This window comes from Sphingopyxis sp. EU05-FHT14B03 (assembly GCF_058790875.1).
Genome location: NZ_JBYTDC010000003.1, coordinates 862,698 through 884,801 on the forward strand (window position 1 = coordinate 862,698; position 22,104 = coordinate 884,801).

The window sequence follows — 22,104 nt, forward strand, 5'->3', positions numbered from 1 at the left end:
GTTGGCGCAATATTGCTTGGCCGGCGTCAGCGCTGGTGTTGGCGCTGGCGACCACACCGGTCGCCGCGCAGAGTGCCGCCGCGCCGGTCGCTCGCTTCGACTATGTCGCCTATTCGGGCACGCCCGACGCCGAATCATCTGCCCCGAAACCCGGTGAATTCGCCAATCCGGTTCTACCGGGGTTCCAGCCCGACCCGTCGGTCGTCCGCGTCGGCGACGATTTTTATCTGGTCAATTCGACCTTCAGCTGGTTCCCGGGCCTGCCGGTCTACCACAGCCGCGACCTCGTCCACTGGCGCCAGATCGGCAATGCGATCGACCGGCCCGGCCAGCTGGCGATCGGCAAGGTCGGGGTGACGCGCGGCCTGTTCGCGCCGGCGATCAGCCACCACGGCGACCGTTTCTATATCGTCAACACCTGCATCGACTGCGGCGGCAATTTCATCATCACCGCCGACGATCCCGCCGGTCCCTGGTCCGACCCGCATTGGCTCGAATTCGGCGGCATCGACCCGTCGCTGTTCGTCGATGACGATGGCCGCGCGTGGATCGCCTATAATGACGCGCCGCCCGGCGAGCCCGAATATGACGGCCACCGCGCGCTATGGATCCAGCAGATCGACCTTGCCGCGATGAAGATGGCCGCGACACGCACCCTGCTCGTCGACAAGGGCGTCGTCGTCGCCGACAAGCCGGTGTGGGCCGAGGGGCCGCATATCTACAAGGTCGGGCGTTTCTATTATCTGACCGCGGCCGAGGGCGGCACCGCCGACCGGCACAGCCAGACGATCTACCGCGCCGAGACGGTGACCGGACCCTATGTCGCGGGCCCGCACAATCCGATCCTGACCCAGCGCGACCTGCCCGAAGGCCGCGCGTGGCCGGTGCAGGCGACCGGCCACGCCGATTTCGTGCAGATCGCCGACGGCAGCTGGTGGGCGGTGTTCCTCGCGACACGCCCCTATGCGGGACAGCAGACCAATTTGGGGCGCGAGACCTTCCTGTTGCCGGTGACCTGGAAGGCCGGCTGGCCGAAGATATTGCCACCGGGGGTGGCGGTGACGCCGACCGCCAGGCGCCCCGCCCTGCCGGCGTTCGCGGGCGACGGCCTCGACGACTGGCGCGACGAATTCGACGACAGCCGGCTCGCGCTCGACTGGATGATGCTGCGCACGCCACGCGGGCGAAACTGGTGGAGCCTGTCGGACCAGCGCGGCGCGCTGCATCTGACCGCACGGCCGGTCGCCGCGGGATCGCTGGATCAGCCGAGCTTCGTCGGCAAAAGATTGCGCCACCATGACGCGGTGATCGAGACCAGCGTCGCTTTCGCACCGCAGGCGGTCGGCGACCGTGCCGGACTGCTCGCGCTCACCGACGAGAATCATTTCCTCTTCCTCGGCCGCGAGCGACTGGCGGACGGCGACGCGATCGTCGTGCGCCGCCGCGCCGGCGACGGCGAAGCGGCGGACGGCGTGGTGACGAGCCGCGTCGCGCTCGACGACAAGACGCCGGGAGCGATCGACCTGCAGGTCCGCATCAAGCGTGACAAGGCCGACCTGCGGTGGCGCGTGCACGGCGCCGCCGACTGGCAGCAACTCGCGACCGGGGTCGACGCGTCGATCCTCGCGACCGTCGGCGCCGGCCTGTTCACCGGCGCGGTGATCGGCCCGCACGCCGCGCGCGCGGACGCGGCGCCTTGAACGCCCCCGCCCCCGTCCGCGTCGTCATATTGGGCGGCGGCACCGCCGGCTGGATGACCGCCGCCGCGCTCGCCAAATTGCTGCCCGGACAGGCCGACATCGAGCTGATCGAGTCCGAGGAAATCGGCATCGTCGGGGTCGGCGAAGCGACCCTGCCGCATCTGCGCGAATTCATCCGCCGCCTCGGCCTCGACGAGATGGAATTCATGCGCACCACCCGCGCGACCTTCAAGCTCGGCATCGACTTCGTCGATTTCGGCGCGATCGGCGAGCGCTATATTCATCCCTTCGGGGCTTATGGCACCGACATAGCGGGGGTCGGTTTCCACCATTATTGGCTGCGGATGCAGGCCGCGGGACAGGTCCCGCCGATCTGCGATTTCTCGCTGCCGATCGTCGCGGCACGCGGCAAACGCTTCGCCCCGGTCCCGGAGGGCGGCGACCTCCTCGATAGCAGCTACAGCTATGCCTATCAGTTCGACGCCACCCGCATGGCGCCGATGCTGCGCCGCTTCGCCGAGGCGCATGGCACCCGGCGCACCGAGGGCAAGGTCGTCGCGGTCGAACGCGACGGGGCGAGCGGCGATGTCGCCCGGCTGCGCACCGATCGCGGCGATGTGATTGAAGGCGACCTGTTCATCGACTGCTCGGGCTTTCGCGCGCTGCTGATCGGTGAAACCCTGCAATCGCCATGGGAGGATTGGTCGGAATGGTTGCCGTGCGACCGCGCCGCCGCCCTGCCCTGTGCCGCGCCCGACGGTCCGATCGAACCCTATACGCGCGCGACCGCGATGCCCGCCGGCTGGCGCTGGCGCATCCCGCTCCAGCACCGCGTCGGCAACGGCTATGTCTTTTCCAGCAATCATGTGTCGGAGGATGAGGCGTGCGCCGCGATCCTCGGCGCAGTCGAGGGCGAGCCGCTCGCCGACCCGCGCGTGCTGCGCTTTCGCGCCGGGCGGCGGACGAAAAGCTGGGATCGCAACGTCGTCGCGATCGGGCTCGCCAGCGGCTTCCTCGAACCGCTCGAATCGACGAGCATTCACCTCGTCCAGCAAGCGGTCACGCGGCTGGTCGAGCTGTTTCCGCAGCGCCGGATCGACGCGTGCGATCGCGACAGTTTCAACGCGCTGGTCGACCGCGAATATGACCGTATCCGCGACTTCCTGATCCTCCACTATCATGCGACGCGGCGCGACGATTCGGACTTCTGGAACCATGTCCGCACGATGGCGCTGCCCCCCGAACTCGAACGCAAGATGGCGCTGTGGAAGGAGAGCGGGCGCGTCGAGCTGTATACCGAGGGGCTGTTCCTCGAAGCGAGCTGGATCGCCGTCTATCTCGGCCAGGGGGTGGTGCCGCAGGGTTACGACCAGCGCGCCGATATCCCGCCGCAGGATCGCATCGCGGCTTCGCTCGCCGAGCTCGGCGGCGCGATCCGCCAGCGCGTCGCCGCCTGGCCCGACCATGCCGAATATCTGCGCCAAGCCGGGGCGTGGGAGGCGGCATGACCGGCGCGCGCACCCTGACCCGCTCGGTCCTCGTCGTCGGCGACGGCATCGTCGGCCTCGCCGCCGCGATCGCGCTGCGTCGCGCCCTGCCCAATGCCGCGATCACGCTCGCCCAGCTGCCCGGCGACGAGGACGGCTGGATCGACCGGCTCGGCGCGGCCAGCCCGGTCATCCACAAGTTTCACCGCCAGATCGGACTCGACCCGGCGCTGTTCGTGCGCCGCGCCGGCGCCGAGCCTGTCTTCCTGCGCCGCTATGCCCGCGCCGACGGCAGCGAGGTTCGCGAGGCGAGCACGGCGGCCATAGCCTTTGTCGAGGGGGTCGCGCTCCACCAGATCTGGCTTCGCCACCGCGCCGAGAGCGACGACGCGGCGCCCGATTTCGCCGCGATGCTGCTCGCGCTGCGCGATGCGCGCGGCGACGAGGGCGGCTTCGGCGCGCGGTTCGATGCGCCCGCCTATGCCGCGCTGCTCGGCGAGATGGCGGCGGCGCTCGGTATCGCTCGGCACGATGTTGACAGGATCGGGGTCGAGACCGACGGCGCGGCGATAGCGGGCATCGTCACCCCGGCGGGCGAGACACTGACCGCCGATCTTTACATCGACGCCGCCGGTCCATGCTCGCGCCTGCTGTCGGCGCTGGACATCGGCTGGCACGACTGGTCGCCATGGCTTCCGGCGCTGACGCTTGCCGTCGCGCCCGGAGGCGGCGGGGCGGTCGGCGAGGAGGTGCTGGCGACGACGCCCGACGGACTCGACTGGCAAACGCGCCGCTGGCGCGCGACGATCGCACCCGGCGGCGGCCCCGCGCCCGGTCATCTCGCGCAAAGCTGGCATGGCAATGCCGTCGCGATCGGCGCGGCCGCGGTCCGCGTCCCCGCCGCCGACGGCAGCCTGCTGGGCCATGCGCTTGAGGACATCTTGCGCGTCATCGCGCTGCTGCCGCGGCCCGGCGGCGCGGGGAGCGACACGCGCGAATATGTCCGGCGCACCGCGATCGCGCAGGACGCGCTCGCTGACTGGAGCAGCCTCTGTCTCGCCAGCGGGGACGCCGCGCGCCCCGACGGCCTCGCCGCAATCCTCGATGCCTTCGACGCGCGCGGGCGGGTTGCGCCGCGCGAACTCGATCCGATCGCCCCCGGCCAGTGGCTCGCCCGACTGATGGCGCTGCGCCCGCCGCCGCGCCGGCTCGACCCGACCGCGCTCGCGCTGCCCCCCGACATCGTCCGAACGACCATCGCCCGCGCGGCACCCCAATGAGAGGATCATGATGCGCAAGCATGTCTGGCTGCTCCCCCTGCTTTCATCCGCCTGCGCGGTGCAGGGGGCCGCACAGGAAAAGCCGTTGCTGCTCGCCCCGACGCCGCCCGAGGCGACGGCGCACCCCGAAAAATGGCCCGCGCCGAAATGGCCTTTGCCGCGCGATGCCGCGACCGAGGCGCGCATCGCGGCGCTGATCGCGCGCATGACGATCGAGGAGAAGGTCGGCCAGATCGTCCAGGCCGATATCGGCAGCGCGACACCGGAAGACGCGCGCACCTATCATCTGGGATCGATCCTCAACGGCGGCAGCAGTGGGCCTTGGGGCGACGATCTGGCACCACCCGAAAAATGGCTCGCGCTCGCCGACGCCTTCTACGCCGCGTCGGTGGACAGCAGCGGCGGCGTCGCCATCCCGATCATCTGGGGCACCGACGCGGTGCATGGCCACAGCAATATCATCGGCGCGACGCTGTTCCCGCACAATGTCGGGCTGGGCGCGGCGCGCGATCCCGATCTGATCGAGCGCATCGCGCAGGCGACCGCGCTCGAAATCCGCACCACGGGCATGGAATGGACCTTCGCCCCGACCGTCACCGTGCCGCAGGATTATCGCTGGGGCCGCGCCTATGAGGGCTATTCTTCCGACCCGGCGCTGGTCAGCGACTATGTCGGGCGCATGGTGCGCGGGCTGCAGGGCCCCGCCGACGGCCGCGACCTGCTCAAGGGTCCCTATGTCATCGCCTCGACCAAACATTTCCTCGCCGACGGCGGCACCGTCGACGGGCGCGACCAGGGCGATGCGCGGATCAGCGAAGAGCAGCTCCGCGATATTCACGGCGCCCCCTATGTGCCCGCCCTCAGCGAGGGCGTGGCGACGATCATGGTCAGCTTCTCGGGCTGGAACGGGGTCAAGAACACCGGCAACAAGTCGCTGCTCACCGACCTGTTGAAAGACCATATGGGTTTCGACGGTTTCCTCGTCAGCGACTGGAATGCGCATGGCCAGGTCGCCGGATGCACCAACGCATCATGTCCGCAGGTGATCAACGCCGGGCTCGACATGGTGATGGCGCCCGACAGCTGGAAGGCGATGTGGACCTCGCTCGTCGCACAGGCGAAGGACGGCACGGTGCCGATGGCGCGGCTCGACGATGCGGTCGCGCGCATCCTGCGCGTCAAGATGCGGCTCGGGCTGTTCGAGGCCGGTAAGCCGTCGAGCCGGCGCTGTGCCGGGCAATGGGATTTGCTCGGTGCCCCCGACCACCGCGCGATCGCGCGCGAGGCGGTGCGCAAGTCGCTGGTGCTGCTGAAGGATCAGGGCGGCGTTTTGCCGATCAAGCCGGGCAGCCATGTGCTGGTCGCGGGGGACGCCGCCGACGATATCGGGCGCCAGTCGGGCGGCTGGACGATCAGCTGGCAGGGCACCGACGTCACCAACGCCAATTTCCCCGGCGCGACGTCGATCTGGAAGGGGATCGACGATGCGGTGAGGGCGGCGGGCAGCAGCGCCGAGCTGGCCCCCGACGGCGCCTATCGGAAAAAGCCCGACGCCGCGATCATCGTGTTCGGCGAGACCCCCTATGCCGAATTCCAGGGCGACCTGAAAACACTCCAGCTCCGCCCCGAACTGCGCGCGCCGTTCGCGACGATGCAGAAACTGAAGGCGCAGGGCGTACCGGTCATCGCGGTGATGATCAGCGGGCGCCCGCTGTTCATGAACCCCGAACTCAACACCGCGGACGCCTTTGTCGCGGCATGGCTTCCGGGCTCCGAAGGCGCGGGTGTCGCCGACCTGCTGATCGCGGGCAAGGACGGCAAAGCGCGCTTCGACTTTACCGGCAAATTGCCCACCGCCTGGCCCGCCACCGCGCGCGCCGACGGACCGGTGCTGTTCCCCTTCGGCTATGGGCTCGGACTGGCGGACGACAGGGCATGGACCCGATTGTCCGAAGACCCCGGGGTCGCGGACAGCGACAGCGGCACCAACTGGTTCGCGCGCGGCGTCCCCGCTGCGTCCTGGTCGCTACGCGTGATGGACGGCGCGGGCGACACGACACGGATCAGCAGCGTCCCGGCCAAGGCGCTCGGCGGCCGGGTCACCGTCACCGCGACCGACCATATCGTGCAGGAAGGCGCCCGGCAGTTCGCGATCGCGGGCGGCCCCGCGACGGTCGAAGTGTCGAGCCACGCGCCCGTTGAACTGACGCGCGAAAGCAATGGCGACTTGCTGCTGGTCGCGACGATGCGCGTCGACCAACCCCCGGCAGAAACGGCGATGCTGGTCTTCAACCGGACCGCGATTCCCTTCGCCGCGCTGGCGACCGCGCCGCTCGGCGAATGGCGCAGCTATGGCGTGCCGCTCAAATGCTTTGCTGCTAAAGGCGCCGACATGACCCGGGTCGAGACTCCCTTCCGGCTGACCACCGATGGCGCGGCGCGCTTCAGCCTCGCCGACGTCCGGCTGGCGTCGACCGCGGATGTCATGATCCCCTGCCCATGAGCGACTGGCTTGCCAGCGCCGCGCCGGTTGCCGCGGTCGAGGCACCCAAGGCCGCGGCCGCGCTGGCCGAGGCGGGTGCGCGTCCGCTGGTGCTGCGCGGGCTGGCCGCCCACTGGCCCGCGGTCGCCGCGGGCCGCGCCGGACCCGATGCGATGGCGCAATTGCTCAAAGGCTATGGCGAGGGCGCGGCGATGAACGTCTTCACCGCGCCGCCGGGCATGGCCGGCCATTATTTCTATCGCGACGATATGGCGGGATTCAATTTCCGCACCGAACAGGCGCGCGTCGGGCCGCTGCTCGACCGGCTGCTGTGGGCACGCGAACAGGCCGCCCCGCCGAGCTTTTACGCCGGGTCGGTCGCCGCCGCCGACTTCATGCCGGGCTTCCTGGCCGACCACCGCCTTCCCCTCGACACCCCGGGGGCGACGCCGCGGATGTGGATCGGCAACGACAGCCATATCGCGACCCATTTCGACCAGTCGGACAATGTCGCCGTTGTCGTGTCGGGTGTCCGCCGCTTCGTCCTGTTTCCGCCCGAGCAGGTGGCGAACCTCTACCTCGGCCCGCTCAACAAGACCCCGGCGGGGCAGCCGGTGAGCATGGTCGCGGTCGACGACCCCGACCTCGTGCGGTACCCGCGCTTCGCCGGCGCGATCGCCGCGGCCCAGGTCGCGACCCTCGGCCCCGGCGATGCGATTTTCATCCCGTCGCTGTGGTGGCACAATATCCGCGCCACGGGACCGCTCAACCTGATGGTCAATTACTGGTTCGACGCGCGCGCGGGGAGCTCGCCCCTGCTCGCCTTTGCCCATGCGCTGCTCGCGATCCGCGACCTGCCCGCCGCCGAGCGCGCGGCGTGGCGGACCTGGTTCGACCATTTTATCTTCGGCGATGACGGCGCGGCGGCCGCCGATCATCTGCCGCCGCATGCGCGCGGCGTGCAGGGCGCAGCGTCGCCCGAGCGCGACGAGACGATCCGCAACTTCGTGCTGCGCGGGCTGATGGGGCCGCGTTAACGCGCGACCAGTCGCGCGATATAGTCGGCGTGCGGCGGCATCGCGCGGGCCTGCTGGTCGAACACCGACGCGATCCGTTGCATCGCGGCGACGATCCGGTCGTCGTCGGTCGCATCGACCAGCGGGTCATAGCCGTCGGGCACGATATTCTGCCCCAGCATCACCGCCGCCCAGTTGGCGACGCCGAACAGGTCATGGTCGAAACGGCGGATGCGGCCCTTGGTACGGAACAGCTCGATCTTCTGCGCCAGACTGTCGGGGATCTCCATCGTCGCCATGTCGCGCCAGAAGGGCGTGTCTTTCCGCGCCGTCGCCTTATAATGCAATATGATGAAGTCGCGGACATATTCATATTGATCGATCATCAGCCGGTTATATTCGTCGCGCTCGACCGCGCTGAAGTTCCTGTCGGGAAACAGCCAGAACAGCTTGTTGATCCCGGTCTGGATCAGATGGATGCTCGTCGATTCGAGCGGTTCGATGAAGCCGCCGGCGAGCCCCAGCGCGACGACATTGCCCTCCCACAAACGCTCGCGCACCCCGGCGGTGAAACGCAGCGGGCGCGGTTCGGCGAGCGGTTCACTGTCCAGATTCGCGAGCAGCGTGTCGCGCGCTTCGTCATCGCTCGCATAGGCGCTCGACCAGACGATGCCGTTGCCGGTGCGATGCTGGAGTGGGATGCGCCATTGCCAGCCGAAACCATGCGCGGTGGCGCGCGTCGCCGGGATCAGCGGATCGGTTCGCGCCGACGGCACCGCGAACGCGCGGTCGCACGGCAACCAGCGCGACCAGTCGCGATACGCGACCCCCATTTCCTTGCCCAGAAGCAGGCTGACGAAACCCGAGCAGTCGATGAAGAAATCGCCCGTGACATCGCGCCCGTCGGCGAGGTGCAGCGCCGCGACATGCCCGCTCGCGGGGTCGCGCGTCACGCGCTCGATCCGCCCCTCGATGCGCGTGACGCCCGCTGCCTCGGCGCGGCGGCGCAGATAGGCGGCGTAAAGCGCGGCGTCGAAATGATAGGCCGCCGCCATCTGGTGGAGCGGCGAGCGCGGGTCACCGCTTTGCGGCGCACAGCCGCGATGGCGCACAGCGGCGTCGGTGATGAAATAGTCGGTGAACGGCCCGATGCGCGGATCGTGGCGGTGCTTCAGCCAATATTGGTGAAAGGCGATGCCCTCGAAATTATGCCCCGGATCGCCGAAGGGGTGCAGATAGCGCTCGCCGAGCGCGCCCCAGTCGACGAATTCGATCCCCAGTTTGAAAGTCGCGCCGGTTTCGCGGATGAACTCGGCCTCGTCGATGCCGAGCATGCGGTTGAAATCGCGGATCGGCGGGATCGTCGCCTCGCCGACCCCGACGGTGCCGATCGCATCGGATTCGACGAGCAGGATGCGCCGCTGGCCGTCGTTCAAAAAGCGCGCCGCGGCGGCGGCGGCCATCCAGCCGGCGGTGCCGCCGCCGACGATGACGATGGTGCGGATGGGATCGGTCATTGGACGGCCTCGCGGGGCAGGACTTCGAAGCGGACATGGGCGGAAAAGGCCTCGCCGGGCGTCACGACCGGCATCGCGCGGCCTTCGCCCGCGAGGTTCAGCGCATTGTTGCTGTGCGGCACCGGCTCGAAGCAGAAGAAGTCCGCCGATGCCGGGGTATAGACGACGGCGCACGGCAGGTCGGAGGTGATGCGCAGCGCATAGGGGCGACCGGCCCACCATATCGCGGCGCGCCCGTCCCAGCCGTCATAACCATTGTCGAGGTCGGTCGCCGCCACCGCCAGGCCCGCGCGAAAATCGCTGTCCGCCCCGGGCGGCTCGGACCGCGCGGGCAGGCCGTCGATGCCCGACCGCCAGATCGGCGACGCGGCAAATCGCAGATGCGCGCCCGCCGCGTCGAAATAGGGGTGCAGACCGAACGCCAGCGGCACCGGGCGATCGGCGGCGTTAGTCGCGGTCATCGCGATCTCCAGCCCGAACGCGGTCAGCCGAAACCGCTGCTCGGCGGCATAGGGCCACGGCCAGTCGGCACTGGCGTCATGGTCATGACGCAGCAGCGCGCGGTCGGCGGCGCTTTCGACCACCCGCCACGCCCGCCGCCAGCCGACGCCGTGGATCGCATGACGGTCGGGCAAGGCGCTTGGCGGCAGTTGGTGACGGACGCCATCCCACAGAAAGGCGCCGCTGCCGATGCGGTTCGAGAAAGGCACGAGCGGGAAACTCGCCATGTCGAGCGGGCTCCACCCCGGTGCCGCCGCCGCCCGCGCGTCGTGGAGCATCGGCTGGCCGTCGACCCGCCAAGACAGGATGGCGCCGCCGGCGGCGGGGGCCAGCACCAGCTCCGCCGCGCCCGCCGTCAATCGGAATGTGTCGAACGGCGGCGCTGGCGTCATTCCCTCATTCCAGCCGAAGGCGTCCCTTCGCGCAAGACATAGACGGGGCCGATCTCGATCGCCTGCGCCGCCCCGGCGGTGTGCAGCGCGAGCTGCCCCTTGCCCGCGGCGAGCGCCAGCGATGCCGTGGTCCCGATCTGGTAAAGCCGCCAGTTCGGCCCGACGACCAATATATTGTCGGCAAAGCCATCGTAAGGCGCCCCATTCTGCTGCAGCCGGATCGCCAGCTTGCCCTGCCCGTCGGGGGTCGATGCCGACACGGTGCGCGCGAGGATCGCTATGCGCAGCCGGTCGCCGACCGCGATTCCATCGCGCAGCGGGACGGCGGCACCCGCGTCATAGGCGTTGGCCCCCGCCGCGCTGACCGTCAGCAAGGTCGCGACGCGGCCATAGACGTTGGTCGTCGTCGCCTTCGCCACCTGTTTCTCACCATAGAGCAGCCAGTCGCGGTTCGCCGGATCGTTGAGCAGGGCGCCCTTGCCCACCAGTTGCGGCGGCAGTTCGGGGTCAGCGGCGGGCGCCGCCGGCGCCGCGGCCTGACGGATCGATTTGGCGCCCTCGACGATGATCACCTGGCCGATCTCGACCGTCTGTCGCGCACCCGCCAACTGGAGTCCGAGCACCGCCTGCCCCCTGGGCACATCGCGATCGGCCGTCGCGGCGATTTCGTAGAGCTGCCATTCGGACCCGACGGTCAGGACGGTGTCGCCGAACCCCGCATAGGGCGCGACATTCTGCTGAAAGCGGACGCCGATCCGCCCCTTGCCGTCGGGCGCGTCGGACTTGACCGTGCGCGCCCAGAAGGCCGCGACATACTCGCCCTTGCCGCGCAGTGCGGTGCGAATCGGGACATTGGCGCCGGCGTCATAGGCCGCGACGCCCAGCGACTGCAGCGTGAATTGCATCGCCGCGCCGCCGCCGGGGATGTTCGCCGATTTGACGGTCTTCGCCTTCATGATCGTGCCGAAGGTCGACCAGTCGAGCGCCGACGGGTCGTTGATCAGGGTGCCCGGCAGACTGTCGTCGAGCGCCTGCAGTTCGGCTGTGGGTTGCCGCTCGCCGGCCGCGACAGGGGCCGGCGACGCGGCGGCGGATGCCGGCGCGGTGGTCGCATCGGGAAGCCCGACCGCGCCGCGCAGTCCGGGCAGCCACGCCTTCTTGTCGCTGTCATAGAAGGGAAAGGTGTTGGTATAGGCCCACATGCACATGCCGACGCCGAGCGGGGCGAAGGCCTTGGTCACCGCGGCATGATATTGCACCCGTTGGTCGAGCGGCACCGTCGTATGCGCGCCCGTCTCGCCCATGAAGGGCAGCAGGCCGGTGCGCGCGGTGTAATCGCGAATCTTCTGGACATCGCGCACCAGCCGTTCGGCATCGTCGCCGATGCCATAGGCGCGACCGAGCGGCGGCGACGGATCGACCCATTCGGCGCCCTGATGGGTGAACTGGAACGGCTCATAATAGTGAAAAGTCGGATAGACATTCGGATCGTCGGGCAGCGTGAGCGTCGCGAGGGAATCGATCCCGCTCCAATATTCGCCGCCGATGATCACCGGCCGGTCGGGATTGGTCGCGCGCACCGCGGCGAGCGCCGGCGACAAGGCTTCGAGCAGGTTGGCGTTGGTGAATTTGTCGTGCGGTTCATTCTCGAGTTCGAACCACAGCGTCGCGGTCGACTGCCCGGCAAAGGCGACCCCGATCTGTTTCCAGATGCCGGCGAAGCGGGGGCCGCTGCCGATCGGGTCGCTGTGCATCGATTCGAAATTATGGCTGTCGAGGATGACGTTCAGCCCCGCCGCCTGCGCCGCGCCGACGACATGCTTCACGCGCGCGAGGAAGGTGGGTTCGATCGTATAGGGGGCATCCTTCGCGGCATGGCTGTCCCACCGCACCGGCAGGCGGATCGTCTTGAAACCCGCCCCGGCGATATTGGCGAAATCCGCATCGGCGATCGCATGCCCGCCCCATCCCGTTTCGGTCGGCGGCTCGAGGCTGTTGCCCATGTTGATGCACTGGCCGACCGGCAGGCCACGCGGCGCCGCCAGACCGGCGGCGGGCAACGACAGGCACGTCATCGCCGCGATCAGGACCATCGCCTTCTTCATCCCCGTTTCTCCCTTCGACTGTCATATCGTTCACAGTTCGCAAGTATTTGGTAGCGCTACCAGCACGCGAGGTCAAAGCGATACTGCCACGATCCGATCGCGGCATCGTTACGGGGGCGATCGGATCGCGGCCGCCGATATTCCGCTGGCGCGGGAAGGAAATCGTGTGCGCGATTTTTGCGATGGGGAGAAATGGCGCACCCGAAGGGATTCGAACCCCTGGCCTCTGCCTTCGGAGGGGGTACTAGCATGTTTGCGCCAGCCTACGCCAGAGCAAGTTTTTCTAGCCTAAGCCACTATAATAAAACGCTATTCTTGATTTGTCGATCTGCGCTGCCGTAACCTTGAATTCGCCCTGATTTCCTTCCGCGTGCTTACGTGGTGCTTACGCGAAAACCGGGCCAAACGGGAGTAGGCTCGATGGTCAAACTGACCAAGCGCGTTGTCGATGCAGCTGTAGCAGAGACGAAAGATTATGTCCTCTGGGACGATGAACTAATTGGCTTCGGGCTCCGGATATTCCCCACCGGCAAGCGCAGCTACCTCATTCAGTATCGCGCCGGAGGCCGCTCGCGTCGTTACACGATCGGCATCCATGGAGTCTGGACCCCGGAAACTGCCAGGCGGGAGGCCAAGTCCCAGCTCGGTAGGGTTGCTCAAGGCGAGGACCCTGCCGAAGAACGGGCCGAACTCAACAAAGCGATGTCGATGAAGGAGCTATGCGAGCTCTACATGCAGGATCTCAGGGATGGACTCATTCTGGGCAAAGGGGGCCGCCCGAAGAAGCAATCGACCGTCGACATCGATCTGGGCCGGATCGAACGGCACGTCATCCCGCTCCTCGGATCCCGCCGGGTCAAAGACCTCACTAAGGCGATCCTCACGAAAGCCATGCGCGATATCATGGCGGGGAAGACCAAAGCCTTCATCAAGACCAAAAAGCTCCGCGGCCGCGCCAATGTGCGGGGTGGGCCAGGCACGGCGGCTCGGACGCTGGGGTTGATTGGCGGAATACTGACCTATGCCGTCGATCTCGGCATCATCGACAGCAATCCCGCGCATGGCATCAAGCGTCCCAAAGACAATGTCCGTTCGCGGCGTCTCAACGACGGCGAGTATCGAATTCTTGGCCGCATGCTCAAGGCCGCTGCGCAAATCGAGAAGTTCGGCCCGACGATCGATATCATCCGGCAAATCGCACTTACAGGTTGCCGACGCGGTGAGATTATCAATCTCAAATGGTGCGATGTCGATATCGACGGAAGTTGCCTTCGCCTCTCCGAGAGCAAGGAAGGAAAGTCGGTCCGCCCTGTCGGCTTGCCGGTTGTAGAGTTCCTCGAGCAGCATCAAGGCGAAGACAATGGCACATATGTGTTTCCTGGCCCGCGCGGTGAGGACACGGCATTTGGCGGCTTTCCAAACCATTGGGACGAGATATTCCTGGGCTCGCCCCTCGAAGGCGTCACTGCGCATGTTCTGCGCCACAGCTTCGCCAGCATCGGTAATGACCTGGGCTTCACCGAGGTCACCATCGCCGCCCTTATGGGTCATGCGAAGGGGTCGGTAACGAGCAAATATATCCATGTCCTGGACGCGGCGTTGATTATGGCGGCCGACACACTGGCCGGCTACATTGCCGCCCTGCTCGACGGAAGAATCTTCAAGCAGCGTGCGTATTCGCTCGATCGCGCATCGCGGAAGGCGGCTCTCTCCGAGTTCCTCGATCGACAGGAGGCACCAATTCGCAAGGCAGCCTAGCTGGGACAGGGTTACGCGATTTTGGAGGGAAGCTTGAATTCAGATCGCAAGCCGCAGTTAGCGGCGCGCCGAAATTCGACCATCTACCTCCGCTTGGACTGGCTTTGGAAATACTTCCCCGGGGTGACGCCGGTCGCCTGACGGAACATACGGATGAAATTGCTGGCCGAGCCAAATGACAAATCCAGGGCGATATTGGTTATGGGCTCTCCTTCGGCCAAGCGAACCAGGGCGGCCCGAAGTCGCGCCTGTCTTCTGTAATCTGTAAAAGTCATATTCGCTTCACGCTCGAATGCGCGAGCCAGGGTCCTGCTGCTCGCGCCCAATTCGCTCGCCCACTCCGACAATGGTTTGTCATTCCCCGGCTCCCGCGAGAGAGCGGTCTCGATTTTTCTGAGACGCGAGGACCGCAGTTGAGGGACGAATAGGGATGGCGCGATTTCGACGGACACTTCCTGGGAGAACAAGATCGCCAAACTGACGCGCCGGGAGCGCGGCGCTGCCTTTTCGAGGGCAAAGATGCACTCGCGCAGGAGGCCACTCACCGCAACGACACCGGGAGCCTCGGGCAGCCGGCGGAGCACGCTGCCGCGACAGTAAACGCTGAGCATTTCGAAGCCAGCTGAAGTTTGCACGCGGTGATTTTCATTGGAAGGGAGCCAGCAGGCTTGCTGGGGCGGCACCACCCAGCATCCAGCCGCCGTTTCGAGGATCATCACACCGCGGCTAGGATAGATGAGCTGTGCGGCAGGATGGGCATGCCACGTGCCCCTGAACCCCGCCGGAAAAACCGAACGGTCCACTGAGAGGGCCTCGGCCCCGGCTTCGGCAATTGTCACAATATGTCCGATCCAGAATATTCTTTGTCGTGATAGCGTATATCCGACGCAACGCGGATTGCCTACCAGACGCCATCAGGTGGAGTTGCAGATGTCGTTGAAGATGGTCGAACAGCGGGAGCCGGAAGAAATGCCTCGCCCGCACGGGGAGTATCGCAAAGAATTCCTATCGCGTGTGCTCGCCTTCAAGCCGTCGTCGATACTGGATGTAGGGTGCGGCAATGGTGCTTCGCTGCAGCTATTCGGCGAAGCCGATGTCGCCCACTGCGTCGGCATAGACCCGGAGGGAGAGGCCGTAGAGGAAGGCCGCGCACTAGGCCTGGAAATACACCTCGGCCGAGCAGAGACACTTCCATTCCCGGATCAAAGCTTTGATGTGGTGACTTTGGAATACGCCGCGCATCATCTGGAAAACCTTCATAGGGGGCTTCAGGAGGCAATCCGGGTCGCACGTTTGGGTGTCGTGGTGCTGGATTGCTGGTATGATGCGGCCATTCCATCGCAGCTGGCAGCACAGCTATATGACGAATGGATAAAGGTAATAGACCGTCGGGCCGGTCTTGTGCACAATCCCTGCCCCCAGCCAGCTGATCTCGCCGCCCCATTTCTGACCGCCGGCTTTAGGATCGACTATTCTTGTAGGCTTTTTCTCGTGCCCCTCTCCGTTTCCCAAATCGAATTATCGGCCAGACAGAGGCTTCACGAGATCCCGGAGCCTTGCGGATTGCGCGACGATCTGGAGAGGCTGCTTGATATAGCCCGATTAAATGGTCTTTCGGATGACGGCGCGATCATCCTCTCGGCAGCTCGTGGCGGTTAGCATGCGGACCGACATAATCGACATAACCTATTCCGGACCTGACGGCTGGCCGCTCTTTGCTGCGCTTGTAGATCCCTATCGCAGGCTGCCGACCGCCAACGTCGTTGTGCTCATGCATGGCGGCGGCCCTGATCACCAGAGTTTGATACCCTTGGCGCGCCAGCTGTGCGACCGGCATGCGGTACTGCTGCCCGATGTCCGTGGCTATGGCCGGTCCCTTTGCAGTGAGGAAGCGAAACACACCTGGGCGTCCTACGCAGCCGACGTGATCGCGCTTCTCGATCACCTGAAGGCAGATTCCGCCATTGTCGGCGGTGCGGGGCTCGGCGCCACGATCACTTTGCGAACCGCACTCGCCCATCGGGAGAGAGTGAGAGCGGCCATTTTGATCAGCGTTGAAGACATCGAAGACGACGAGGCCAAAGTAGCTGAAACGGCATTTATGAGAGAGTTCGCGGCGCGCGTCCGCGAGGAAGGGCTTTATGCGGCCTGGGCGCCAATACTGCCCAATTTGGCGCCAGTCATTCGCGAGATGGTTCACGACGCGATTCCGCGAAGCAATGCTGCCAGCATTGCGGCTGCCGCGGCAATAGGTGATGACCGCGCCTTCCGCAGCGTTAGCGAACTCGCAGCTATAGCAATGCCGACGCTGATCATTCCAGGAATGGACGAGAGGCATCCACAAGCGTTAGCGGAGCAGCTCGCTGACCTGCTGCCGCACGGCAAGCTGGCTGCGGCAGCAATCTCGGATGCGATCGTGACAGCCGAGGATTTCGCTCGATGCCTGGCGCCTGCCATCCGCGAATTCCTGAACGAGCTTCCGCCGCTGCCCACAGCATCAGCAGGCCCTGATTGACCGCCGAGCTTCACTCAAGGTAGCCGAGCTTTTGGCCGGCATGGGCAAGCCCTATAGTCATTTGGCGAGATGACTTGCGTCACAAATCGGTGGCATCAGGCACCAGTCGCCCCGAGGCCGCAAATCGTTTCTTGCAGTCATACGACTTTGGAAGGAGCCTAACGGAAATTCACGTCGGAACGCTTGGAATCTGAATGGTTTCACCTGTATAGACGGGTGATGGATCTTATGCCTCGACTGAACTCGAACAGCGCCCAGCGGTCTGCCGACGGCGCTTCCCCGGATGCCCCACCGCGCTACGCAGCGATCAAGCAAAGCATCCATGATGCTATCCGCGAAGGCCGTTTGAAACCGGGCGACCGCGTGCCGTCGGAAGCCGATCTGGTCGGGCAATTCGACGTCTCGCGCATGACGGCGAACCGAGCGCTTCGCGAGTTGCAATCGGCAGGTATCATCGTCCGCCGCGCAGGCAGCGGCTCGTTCATCGCCGAGCCAAAGCCGATCGGCCATATGATCGAGATCCGGAATATCGCCGAGGAAATTCGCGGACGCGGTCATGACTACCGGGCGAGAGTCATCCAGAATGTCGAGGAGAAGGCCAGCGCCGAAACCGCCGCGCTGCTGGAGGTGCCGGTGGGCACGAAAATCTTCCATTCGATCATCGTTCACCACGAGGCCGAGTTCCCGATCCAGCTCGAAGAGCGGTTCGTACTTGCGTCCGCCGCGCCGGATTATGGCACTCTAGATTTTACGCAGCTCACGCCCAACGAATATTTGACGCGCACCGCGCCGCTCGAGCGGGTCGAACACCGCGTCCGCGCGGAAATGCCCGACGCGCGCACGCGCGGCATGCTTGGTCTCAACGAGGGGGAACCGGTTCTGCGCATGACGCGGCGGACCTGGAGCAACGGTCGGCTGGTGTCGCACGCCTGGCTCTCCCATCCCGGCACGCGCTTCGAGCTTTCCGCCGCCTTTTCGGTCGACGACTGACGCGTCAGGCCGTGCTGCGGGTAACGACGGGCTTGCGGCGACGGCGCAGCCAGCGAAAATCGGCGCGGCTGAAGCTTTTGAAGAGCAGATAGAAACCGGTCCCCGAAAGCCACAGCGCCCCGAAAGCGACAAAGATGATCAACGGGTGGTTGAAGCTCTTCCGGTTCACATAATCCATGTTGTGGAGCATCCAGAAGAAATCCCAGGTCCGCCAGGTATCGCCGCGCATCACGAGGAAGCGCGCCGTGTCGAGCGAGACATAGGCGCTGCTATTCTCGGCGTCGGCAAAGTCGACGCGCCACATCGCACCTTCATGGTCGCGTGATTCCAGGTTTGGCTTCGCAATCACGCTCACCTTGCGGATTGGTGCCTCGTTCATCATCGACGCGACTTCGCGGGCCATCCCCTCGTCGACGCGAATATCCTCACCGCTCGTAGCATCGACCAGCCGCACGCCCTTGGTGGTGCGGAGTTCGTAGATCGGTCGGACGCCAAGATCGCGCAAAACCACCCCGGTGACGGGCTCACCGCGCGGCAAGCCGGCGACGTCAAAATACTCTCCCGCGGGCAAGGCATGTGCATGCGACATGCCGCCGCCGTGACCGCCGACCTTGTCCTTGTCGAGCAGCGCCATCACCGAACCGCTGAGCGCCCAGAGCAGGAACTGGAGACCCAGGATGAGCCCCACCCATTTGTGGATGCGCCGAAAAAAGAGCGGCGTCAGCCGGATGCGTTTCATGCCTGCTTCCTCTTGCGGCGTTTGAAGGACCAGATCAGCAGCCACGCACCGGAAAGCGCCATCGCGAAGACGCTCCAGGTCGCGACGCGCAGCAGCGGGTTGTTGACGTCGGTCCGCTCATCATAGTCCATGATGTGGAGCATCCACGCGAAGTCGAACACGCGCCACAATGCGTGGCGGCGTGAAATGAGTTCACCGGTCGTCGGCGAAAGATAGAGCGTCGGGCGGTTCCAGCCTTCGAACTCGACCTGCCAATAGGGTGGCTTGCGCGCCTGCATTTCCTGAGGTGCCTCGGTCAAAAGTCGCACTGAGACGATCTTGCCGTCACCGGTGTAGATGCGCCGTGCCTGTTCGCGGACCTGGGACTCGGTCAGGGCAGGCAGCGGCGCACCCGAACGCGCGTCGAACAGGCGCGCGCCTTCAGGGGTCTCGGCGCGCCAGACCGGTTGGCCGAAAAAGCGCTGGAGACGGATTTCGGACACCCCCGGCGCGGCCGCGACGACCTTCGACGGCGCTGCGAGGCCGTCGAGGTCGAAGGGCTGGGCCACCGGGGAGCGCACCAGATGATCGCCGTGGATGGTGTCGATATGAACGACCACCATGTAGAAGCCGGTCAACGTCCAGAGCAAAGCCTGGATGCCCACGACCAGCGCCAGCCATTTATGCGTTCGCCGAACGAGCAGCGGCCAACGGATTGCCATCTCCCAATTCCTCAGAAGGCGGTGCGGAAACCGACATAGAAGCGCCGGCCGAGCAGGTCGTAGGTCATCGTGTCGGTGTTCGCATCGGTGAAGCTCTGGATATAGGGCGCCTTGCGATCGAAGAGGTTGTCGACTCCAAGCTGGAAGCGGGTCTTCTCGTCGATCTCAAAGGCGAGTTGCAGATTGTGATAGAAGACATTCGGGGTGCGATAGCCGATTTCGCCGGGCGACGCATTGAAGTCGGTCGCCTTGCCGATCCACTGGGTCGACCAGGTCGCGCTGATCCCATCCTTTTCCGCGGTCAGCACGCCATAGCCGCGCCATTTCGAATAGCCGCCGTTGCCGCCGCCGATGAAGCCGTCGAAATCGATCGGCGCGCCGCCGGGGAAAGGCAGGACGACATATTTGTTGAGATAAGTCAGGTTGACGTCGAGCGAGACGTTCACGCTGCCGATATTGTTGTTGTAAACGAGGCCGAGGTCGAGGCCGTTCATTTCTTCACGACCGGTGTTGATCGGCTGCGCCGAAAGGAAGGTAACTTCCCCGGTCAGCGGGCTGCGCGTAAAATCTTCGCAGAAGGGATGCGAGAGATTTTGACTCGCATAGCAGATGCTGAGCTTGGTCGACCCGGGAATGGCGCGGATGGCATCCTTGATCTTGATATCGAACCAGTCCGCCGTGAGCGACAGGCCGGGCACGAGCCCCTTGGGCGTGATCACCGTGCCGACCGTCCAGGTCGTAGAGCTTTCGGGTTTCAGATTCTCATTGCCGCCGACCGTCGTCAGGATCGTTGTACCGAGCTGAACATAATTGGCCGGAACGCCCGACGCCTGACAATTGGCGATCAGCGTCGCATTGCCGCTGGTCGCATAACGCGAGCAAGGGTCGGTGGTGGTCAGATTGCCCTCGGAGACGCCGCCGAACAATTCGGGGACATTCGGAATGCGAAAGCCCGTGCCGTAAGTGCCGCGCAGGCGGAAGCTGTCATTGATGACCCAGTCGACGCTCCCTTTGTAGTTCCAGTCGCTGCCGAACAGGTCGTAGTTCGAGTAGCGAACCGCGCCGTCAAGGGTAAGCGACTGGAAGAAGGGTGTGTCGGCTAGAACGGGCACCGACAGCTCGATATAGGCTTCCTTCGCGGTGCTCGTTCCCGAAATCGGATCCTGCTGGTTGGTGTTCGCGATACCGAGCACCGTCAACGGATCGGGGTCGCGCCAGCCCTTCTCCTTGCGATAGACGAGACCTGCTGCGAAGGAGACGGGACCTGCAGGCAGCTTAAACAGATCGCCATTGATGTCGGCCGTAACCGTCGCGAGCTCGTTCCCGCCGCGATCGCGCGACGTGAAGAGGATATAGTCGAGAACCTGCGGCGTCAGGTCGCCGAAGCCAAGATAGTCGGCGCAGGGGATCGTCGCACCGGCCGCGAGGCTGCACTTGGTCGTATCGAGCGAATTCGCGACGCGCTCGAGATTGGCGATGTTGGTCGAACCATCAACCGCTGTGTTGCGGCCAAAGGCCCCCGCGACTTCCCAGCCCCAGTCGTTCGACAGTTTGCCGCGCAGACCGAAAGTACCCTGCCAGGTATCGGTTTCCTGGAAGAACTGGCGCGGGCCGGGCTCGGCAAGGCGGCGCTGGATAAGAACGATGTTTTGACCCGTGGGGTTGGTCGGGTTGCTTGCCGAAATCGCCAGATTGCGCAGGGTTCCCGGCGTCGCAATCTGGTTCGACTTGCGGAAGGTATACAGGAATTCGCCGAATGCCTCGATATTGTCGGTCAGATCATAGTCGGCGAAAAACGCCGTGCTGACGCGCTCGACGGGGCTCACCGCGTTGAGGAACGGATTCGAGTTAAAATTGTGCTTCGCCGCGCTGTAGGGCTCGAAGAAATTGCCGTTGCCGCCCAGCACCTGATTGAAGTTGATCTGCTGACCATTGGGCAGCACCGCGCGACCGCCAATCGTCGAGGCGCTGTTGACGCACGACAACTGGCCCGGCGTCGTTTCGGCGAGCGAGCAGGGCGCGCGTGTCGCCATGTTGACCGCCTTGGTCTTCTGATAGGTGACCGCCGCCATGAAGCCGCCACGATCGTTGCGGATGCCCCACAAAAGATCGGCGGTGAAATCCGACCCGTCGCCCTTTTCGGTGATCCCCTGCCGGACGCTGAGACCGAGACCTTCATAGTCGGTGCGCGTTACAAGGTTGACGACACCCGCCATCGCGTCGGCGCCATAGATTGCCGAGGCGCCGTCCTTGAGCACATCGGTGCGTGCGAGCGCCGCGACGGGAATCATGTTGAGGTCGGGCGAGGAGTTCGCCCCGGTGCCGCCCGCGACGAGGCGGCGGCCGTTGAGCAGGACGAGGGTGCGCTTGATGCCGAGACCGCGCAGGTTCACCTGCGCCGTGCCATATCCATTGTTCGCCCAATAGGCCGACGTCTGGTTGCCCGCGAAACCGGCGTTGGCGGGAAGGCGCTGCAGCACCGTCTCGATATTGACGACGCCGGTGTTCTCGATCTGCTCGGCCGACACGACGGTCGCGGGGCCGACGCCTGCGAGGTCCTGGCGGCGGATGCGCGAGCCGGTCACGACGATGTCCGATCCGTTCGGAGCATCCTCGGCGGCGGGTGACTGCGTCGCGGCACCGCTCTGCGCGAGCGCGGGTGTTGCAAAAGTGGCGACCGCTGCGGCGCTGGCGAGCAAAATTGTCCTGGTCATCATAGCGAAACCCCCTGATGGTTGGCTGATTCCCCTCAGAGAGCATCAAATGTATATACAGGTCAATAAGAATTTATTGAATCATATCAATTAGTTATGAAGGAAATTCCGGGCGCACAATACCTATTAGATACGCACGCCAAAGCTCTACCCCTCATCAATTTTGAAATTTTTTTTCCGGCCTGAGCCTTTTCGCGCAAGGAGCCG

Annotated in this window: 16 protein-coding genes; 9 read left to right on the forward strand and 7 right to left on the reverse strand. The window is 65.3% G+C overall.

The features are described from left to right. Positions 1–35 precede the first annotated feature (35 nt). From AC3WS4_RS20685 to AC3WS4_RS20705, 5 genes are read left to right on the forward strand one after another with little or no spacing between them, the layout of a single operon-like run. Positions 36–1,700: a glycoside hydrolase family 43 protein gene (locus AC3WS4_RS20685; protein WP_492737940.1), complete on the forward strand. Its 1,665-nt coding sequence runs from the start codon at positions 36–38 to the stop codon at positions 1,698–1,700. Next, a complete protein-coding gene (locus tag AC3WS4_RS20690; RefSeq protein WP_492737941.1) occupies positions 1,697–3,208 on the forward strand; it encodes a tryptophan halogenase family protein in 1,512 nt (503 codons plus the stop codon). The genes AC3WS4_RS20685 and AC3WS4_RS20690 overlap by 4 nt, the downstream gene beginning before the upstream one ends. Next, positions 3,205–4,467, forward strand: coding sequence for a tryptophan 7-halogenase (locus AC3WS4_RS20695; protein WP_492737943.1), 1,263 nt, complete (start codon positions 3,205–3,207; stop codon positions 4,465–4,467). Before AC3WS4_RS20690 ends, AC3WS4_RS20695 begins: the two co-directional genes overlap by 4 nt. Before the next feature lie 7 nt (positions 4,468–4,474). Beyond that, positions 4,475–6,970 carry a glycoside hydrolase family 3 protein gene (locus AC3WS4_RS20700; RefSeq protein ID WP_492737945.1) on the forward strand — a complete coding sequence of 832 codons (2,496 nt, stop codon included), beginning with the start codon at positions 4,475–4,477 and terminating at the stop codon, positions 6,968–6,970. Beyond that, a complete protein-coding gene (locus AC3WS4_RS20705) occupies positions 6,967–7,986 on the forward strand; it encodes a cupin-like domain-containing protein (RefSeq protein ID WP_492737947.1) in 1,020 nt (339 codons plus the stop codon). Before AC3WS4_RS20700 ends, AC3WS4_RS20705 begins: the two co-directional genes overlap by 4 nt. Here AC3WS4_RS20705 and AC3WS4_RS20710 read toward each other — a convergent pair. The 3 genes from AC3WS4_RS20710 to AC3WS4_RS20720 are packed head-to-tail and all read right to left on the reverse strand — an operon-like array spanning position 7,983 to position 12,480. Then, positions 7,983–9,482, reverse strand: a complete 1,500-nt coding sequence (locus tag AC3WS4_RS20710; RefSeq protein ID WP_492737949.1) for a tryptophan halogenase family protein — start codon at positions 9,480–9,482, stop codon at positions 7,983–7,985. The genes AC3WS4_RS20705 and AC3WS4_RS20710 overlap by 4 nt on opposite strands. Further along, positions 9,479–10,375, reverse strand: a complete 897-nt coding sequence (locus tag AC3WS4_RS20715; protein WP_492737951.1) for an aldose 1-epimerase — start codon at positions 10,373–10,375, stop codon at positions 9,479–9,481. Before AC3WS4_RS20715 ends, AC3WS4_RS20710 begins: the two co-directional genes overlap by 4 nt. Continuing rightward, positions 10,372–12,480, reverse strand: coding sequence for a glycoside hydrolase family 5 protein (locus AC3WS4_RS20720; protein WP_492737953.1), 2,109 nt, complete (start codon positions 12,478–12,480; stop codon positions 10,372–10,374). The genes AC3WS4_RS20715 and AC3WS4_RS20720 overlap by 4 nt, the downstream gene beginning before the upstream one ends. 420 nt (positions 12,481–12,900) lie before the next feature. Here AC3WS4_RS20720 and AC3WS4_RS20725 point away from each other — a divergent pair, with 420 nt between their 5' ends. Beyond that, complete coding sequence (locus AC3WS4_RS20725) at positions 12,901–14,238, forward strand: tyrosine-type recombinase/integrase (RefSeq protein ID WP_053555637.1); 1,338 nt, start codon at positions 12,901–12,903, stop codon at positions 14,236–14,238. Between the two features lie 83 nt (positions 14,239–14,321). Here AC3WS4_RS20725 and AC3WS4_RS20730 read toward each other — a convergent pair whose 3' ends face one another. Further along, positions 14,322–15,077 carry an AraC family transcriptional regulator gene (locus AC3WS4_RS20730; RefSeq protein ID WP_171013501.1) on the reverse strand — a complete coding sequence of 252 codons (756 nt, stop codon included), beginning with the start codon at positions 15,075–15,077 and terminating at the stop codon, positions 14,322–14,324. Between the two features lie 91 nt (positions 15,078–15,168). Between AC3WS4_RS20730 and AC3WS4_RS20735 the strand changes: the two genes are divergently transcribed. From AC3WS4_RS20735 to hutC, 3 genes are all read left to right on the forward strand, one after another. After that, positions 15,169–15,897: a class I SAM-dependent methyltransferase gene (locus tag AC3WS4_RS20735; RefSeq protein ID WP_053555641.1), complete on the forward strand. Its 729-nt coding sequence runs from the start codon at positions 15,169–15,171 to the stop codon at positions 15,895–15,897. Position 15,898: 1 nt separating this feature from the next. Beyond that, positions 15,899–16,753: an alpha/beta fold hydrolase gene (locus AC3WS4_RS20740; RefSeq protein ID WP_053555642.1), complete on the forward strand. Its 855-nt coding sequence runs from the start codon at positions 15,899–15,901 to the stop codon at positions 16,751–16,753. A gap of 183 nt (positions 16,754–16,936) precedes the next feature. Continuing rightward, the gene (gene hutC, locus AC3WS4_RS20745) at positions 16,937–17,743 is read left to right on the forward strand and encodes a histidine utilization transcriptional repressor HutC (RefSeq protein WP_294047960.1); all 807 of its coding nucleotides are present in this window, start codon (positions 16,937–16,939) and stop codon (positions 17,741–17,743) included. A gap of 4 nt (positions 17,744–17,747) precedes the next feature. Here the strand turns inward: hutC and AC3WS4_RS20750 are convergent, their stop codons facing one another. Genes AC3WS4_RS20750 through AC3WS4_RS20760 form a run of 3 tightly spaced genes read right to left on the reverse strand, consistent with a single transcriptional unit; the run spans position 17,748 to position 21,900 of the window. Continuing rightward, positions 17,748–18,482 carry a PepSY domain-containing protein gene (locus tag AC3WS4_RS20750; RefSeq protein WP_053555643.1) on the reverse strand — a complete coding sequence of 245 codons (735 nt, stop codon included), beginning with the start codon at positions 18,480–18,482 and terminating at the stop codon, positions 17,748–17,750. After that, positions 18,479–19,183, reverse strand: a complete 705-nt coding sequence (locus AC3WS4_RS20755; RefSeq protein ID WP_053555644.1) for a PepSY domain-containing protein — start codon at positions 19,181–19,183, stop codon at positions 18,479–18,481. The genes AC3WS4_RS20750 and AC3WS4_RS20755 overlap by 4 nt, the downstream gene beginning before the upstream one ends. 11 nt (positions 19,184–19,194) lie before the next feature. After that, entirely contained in the window at positions 19,195–21,900 is a 2,706-nt protein-coding gene (locus tag AC3WS4_RS20760; protein WP_492737956.1) for a TonB-dependent receptor domain-containing protein, read from the reverse strand. Between the last annotated feature and the right edge of the window lie 204 nt (positions 21,901–22,104).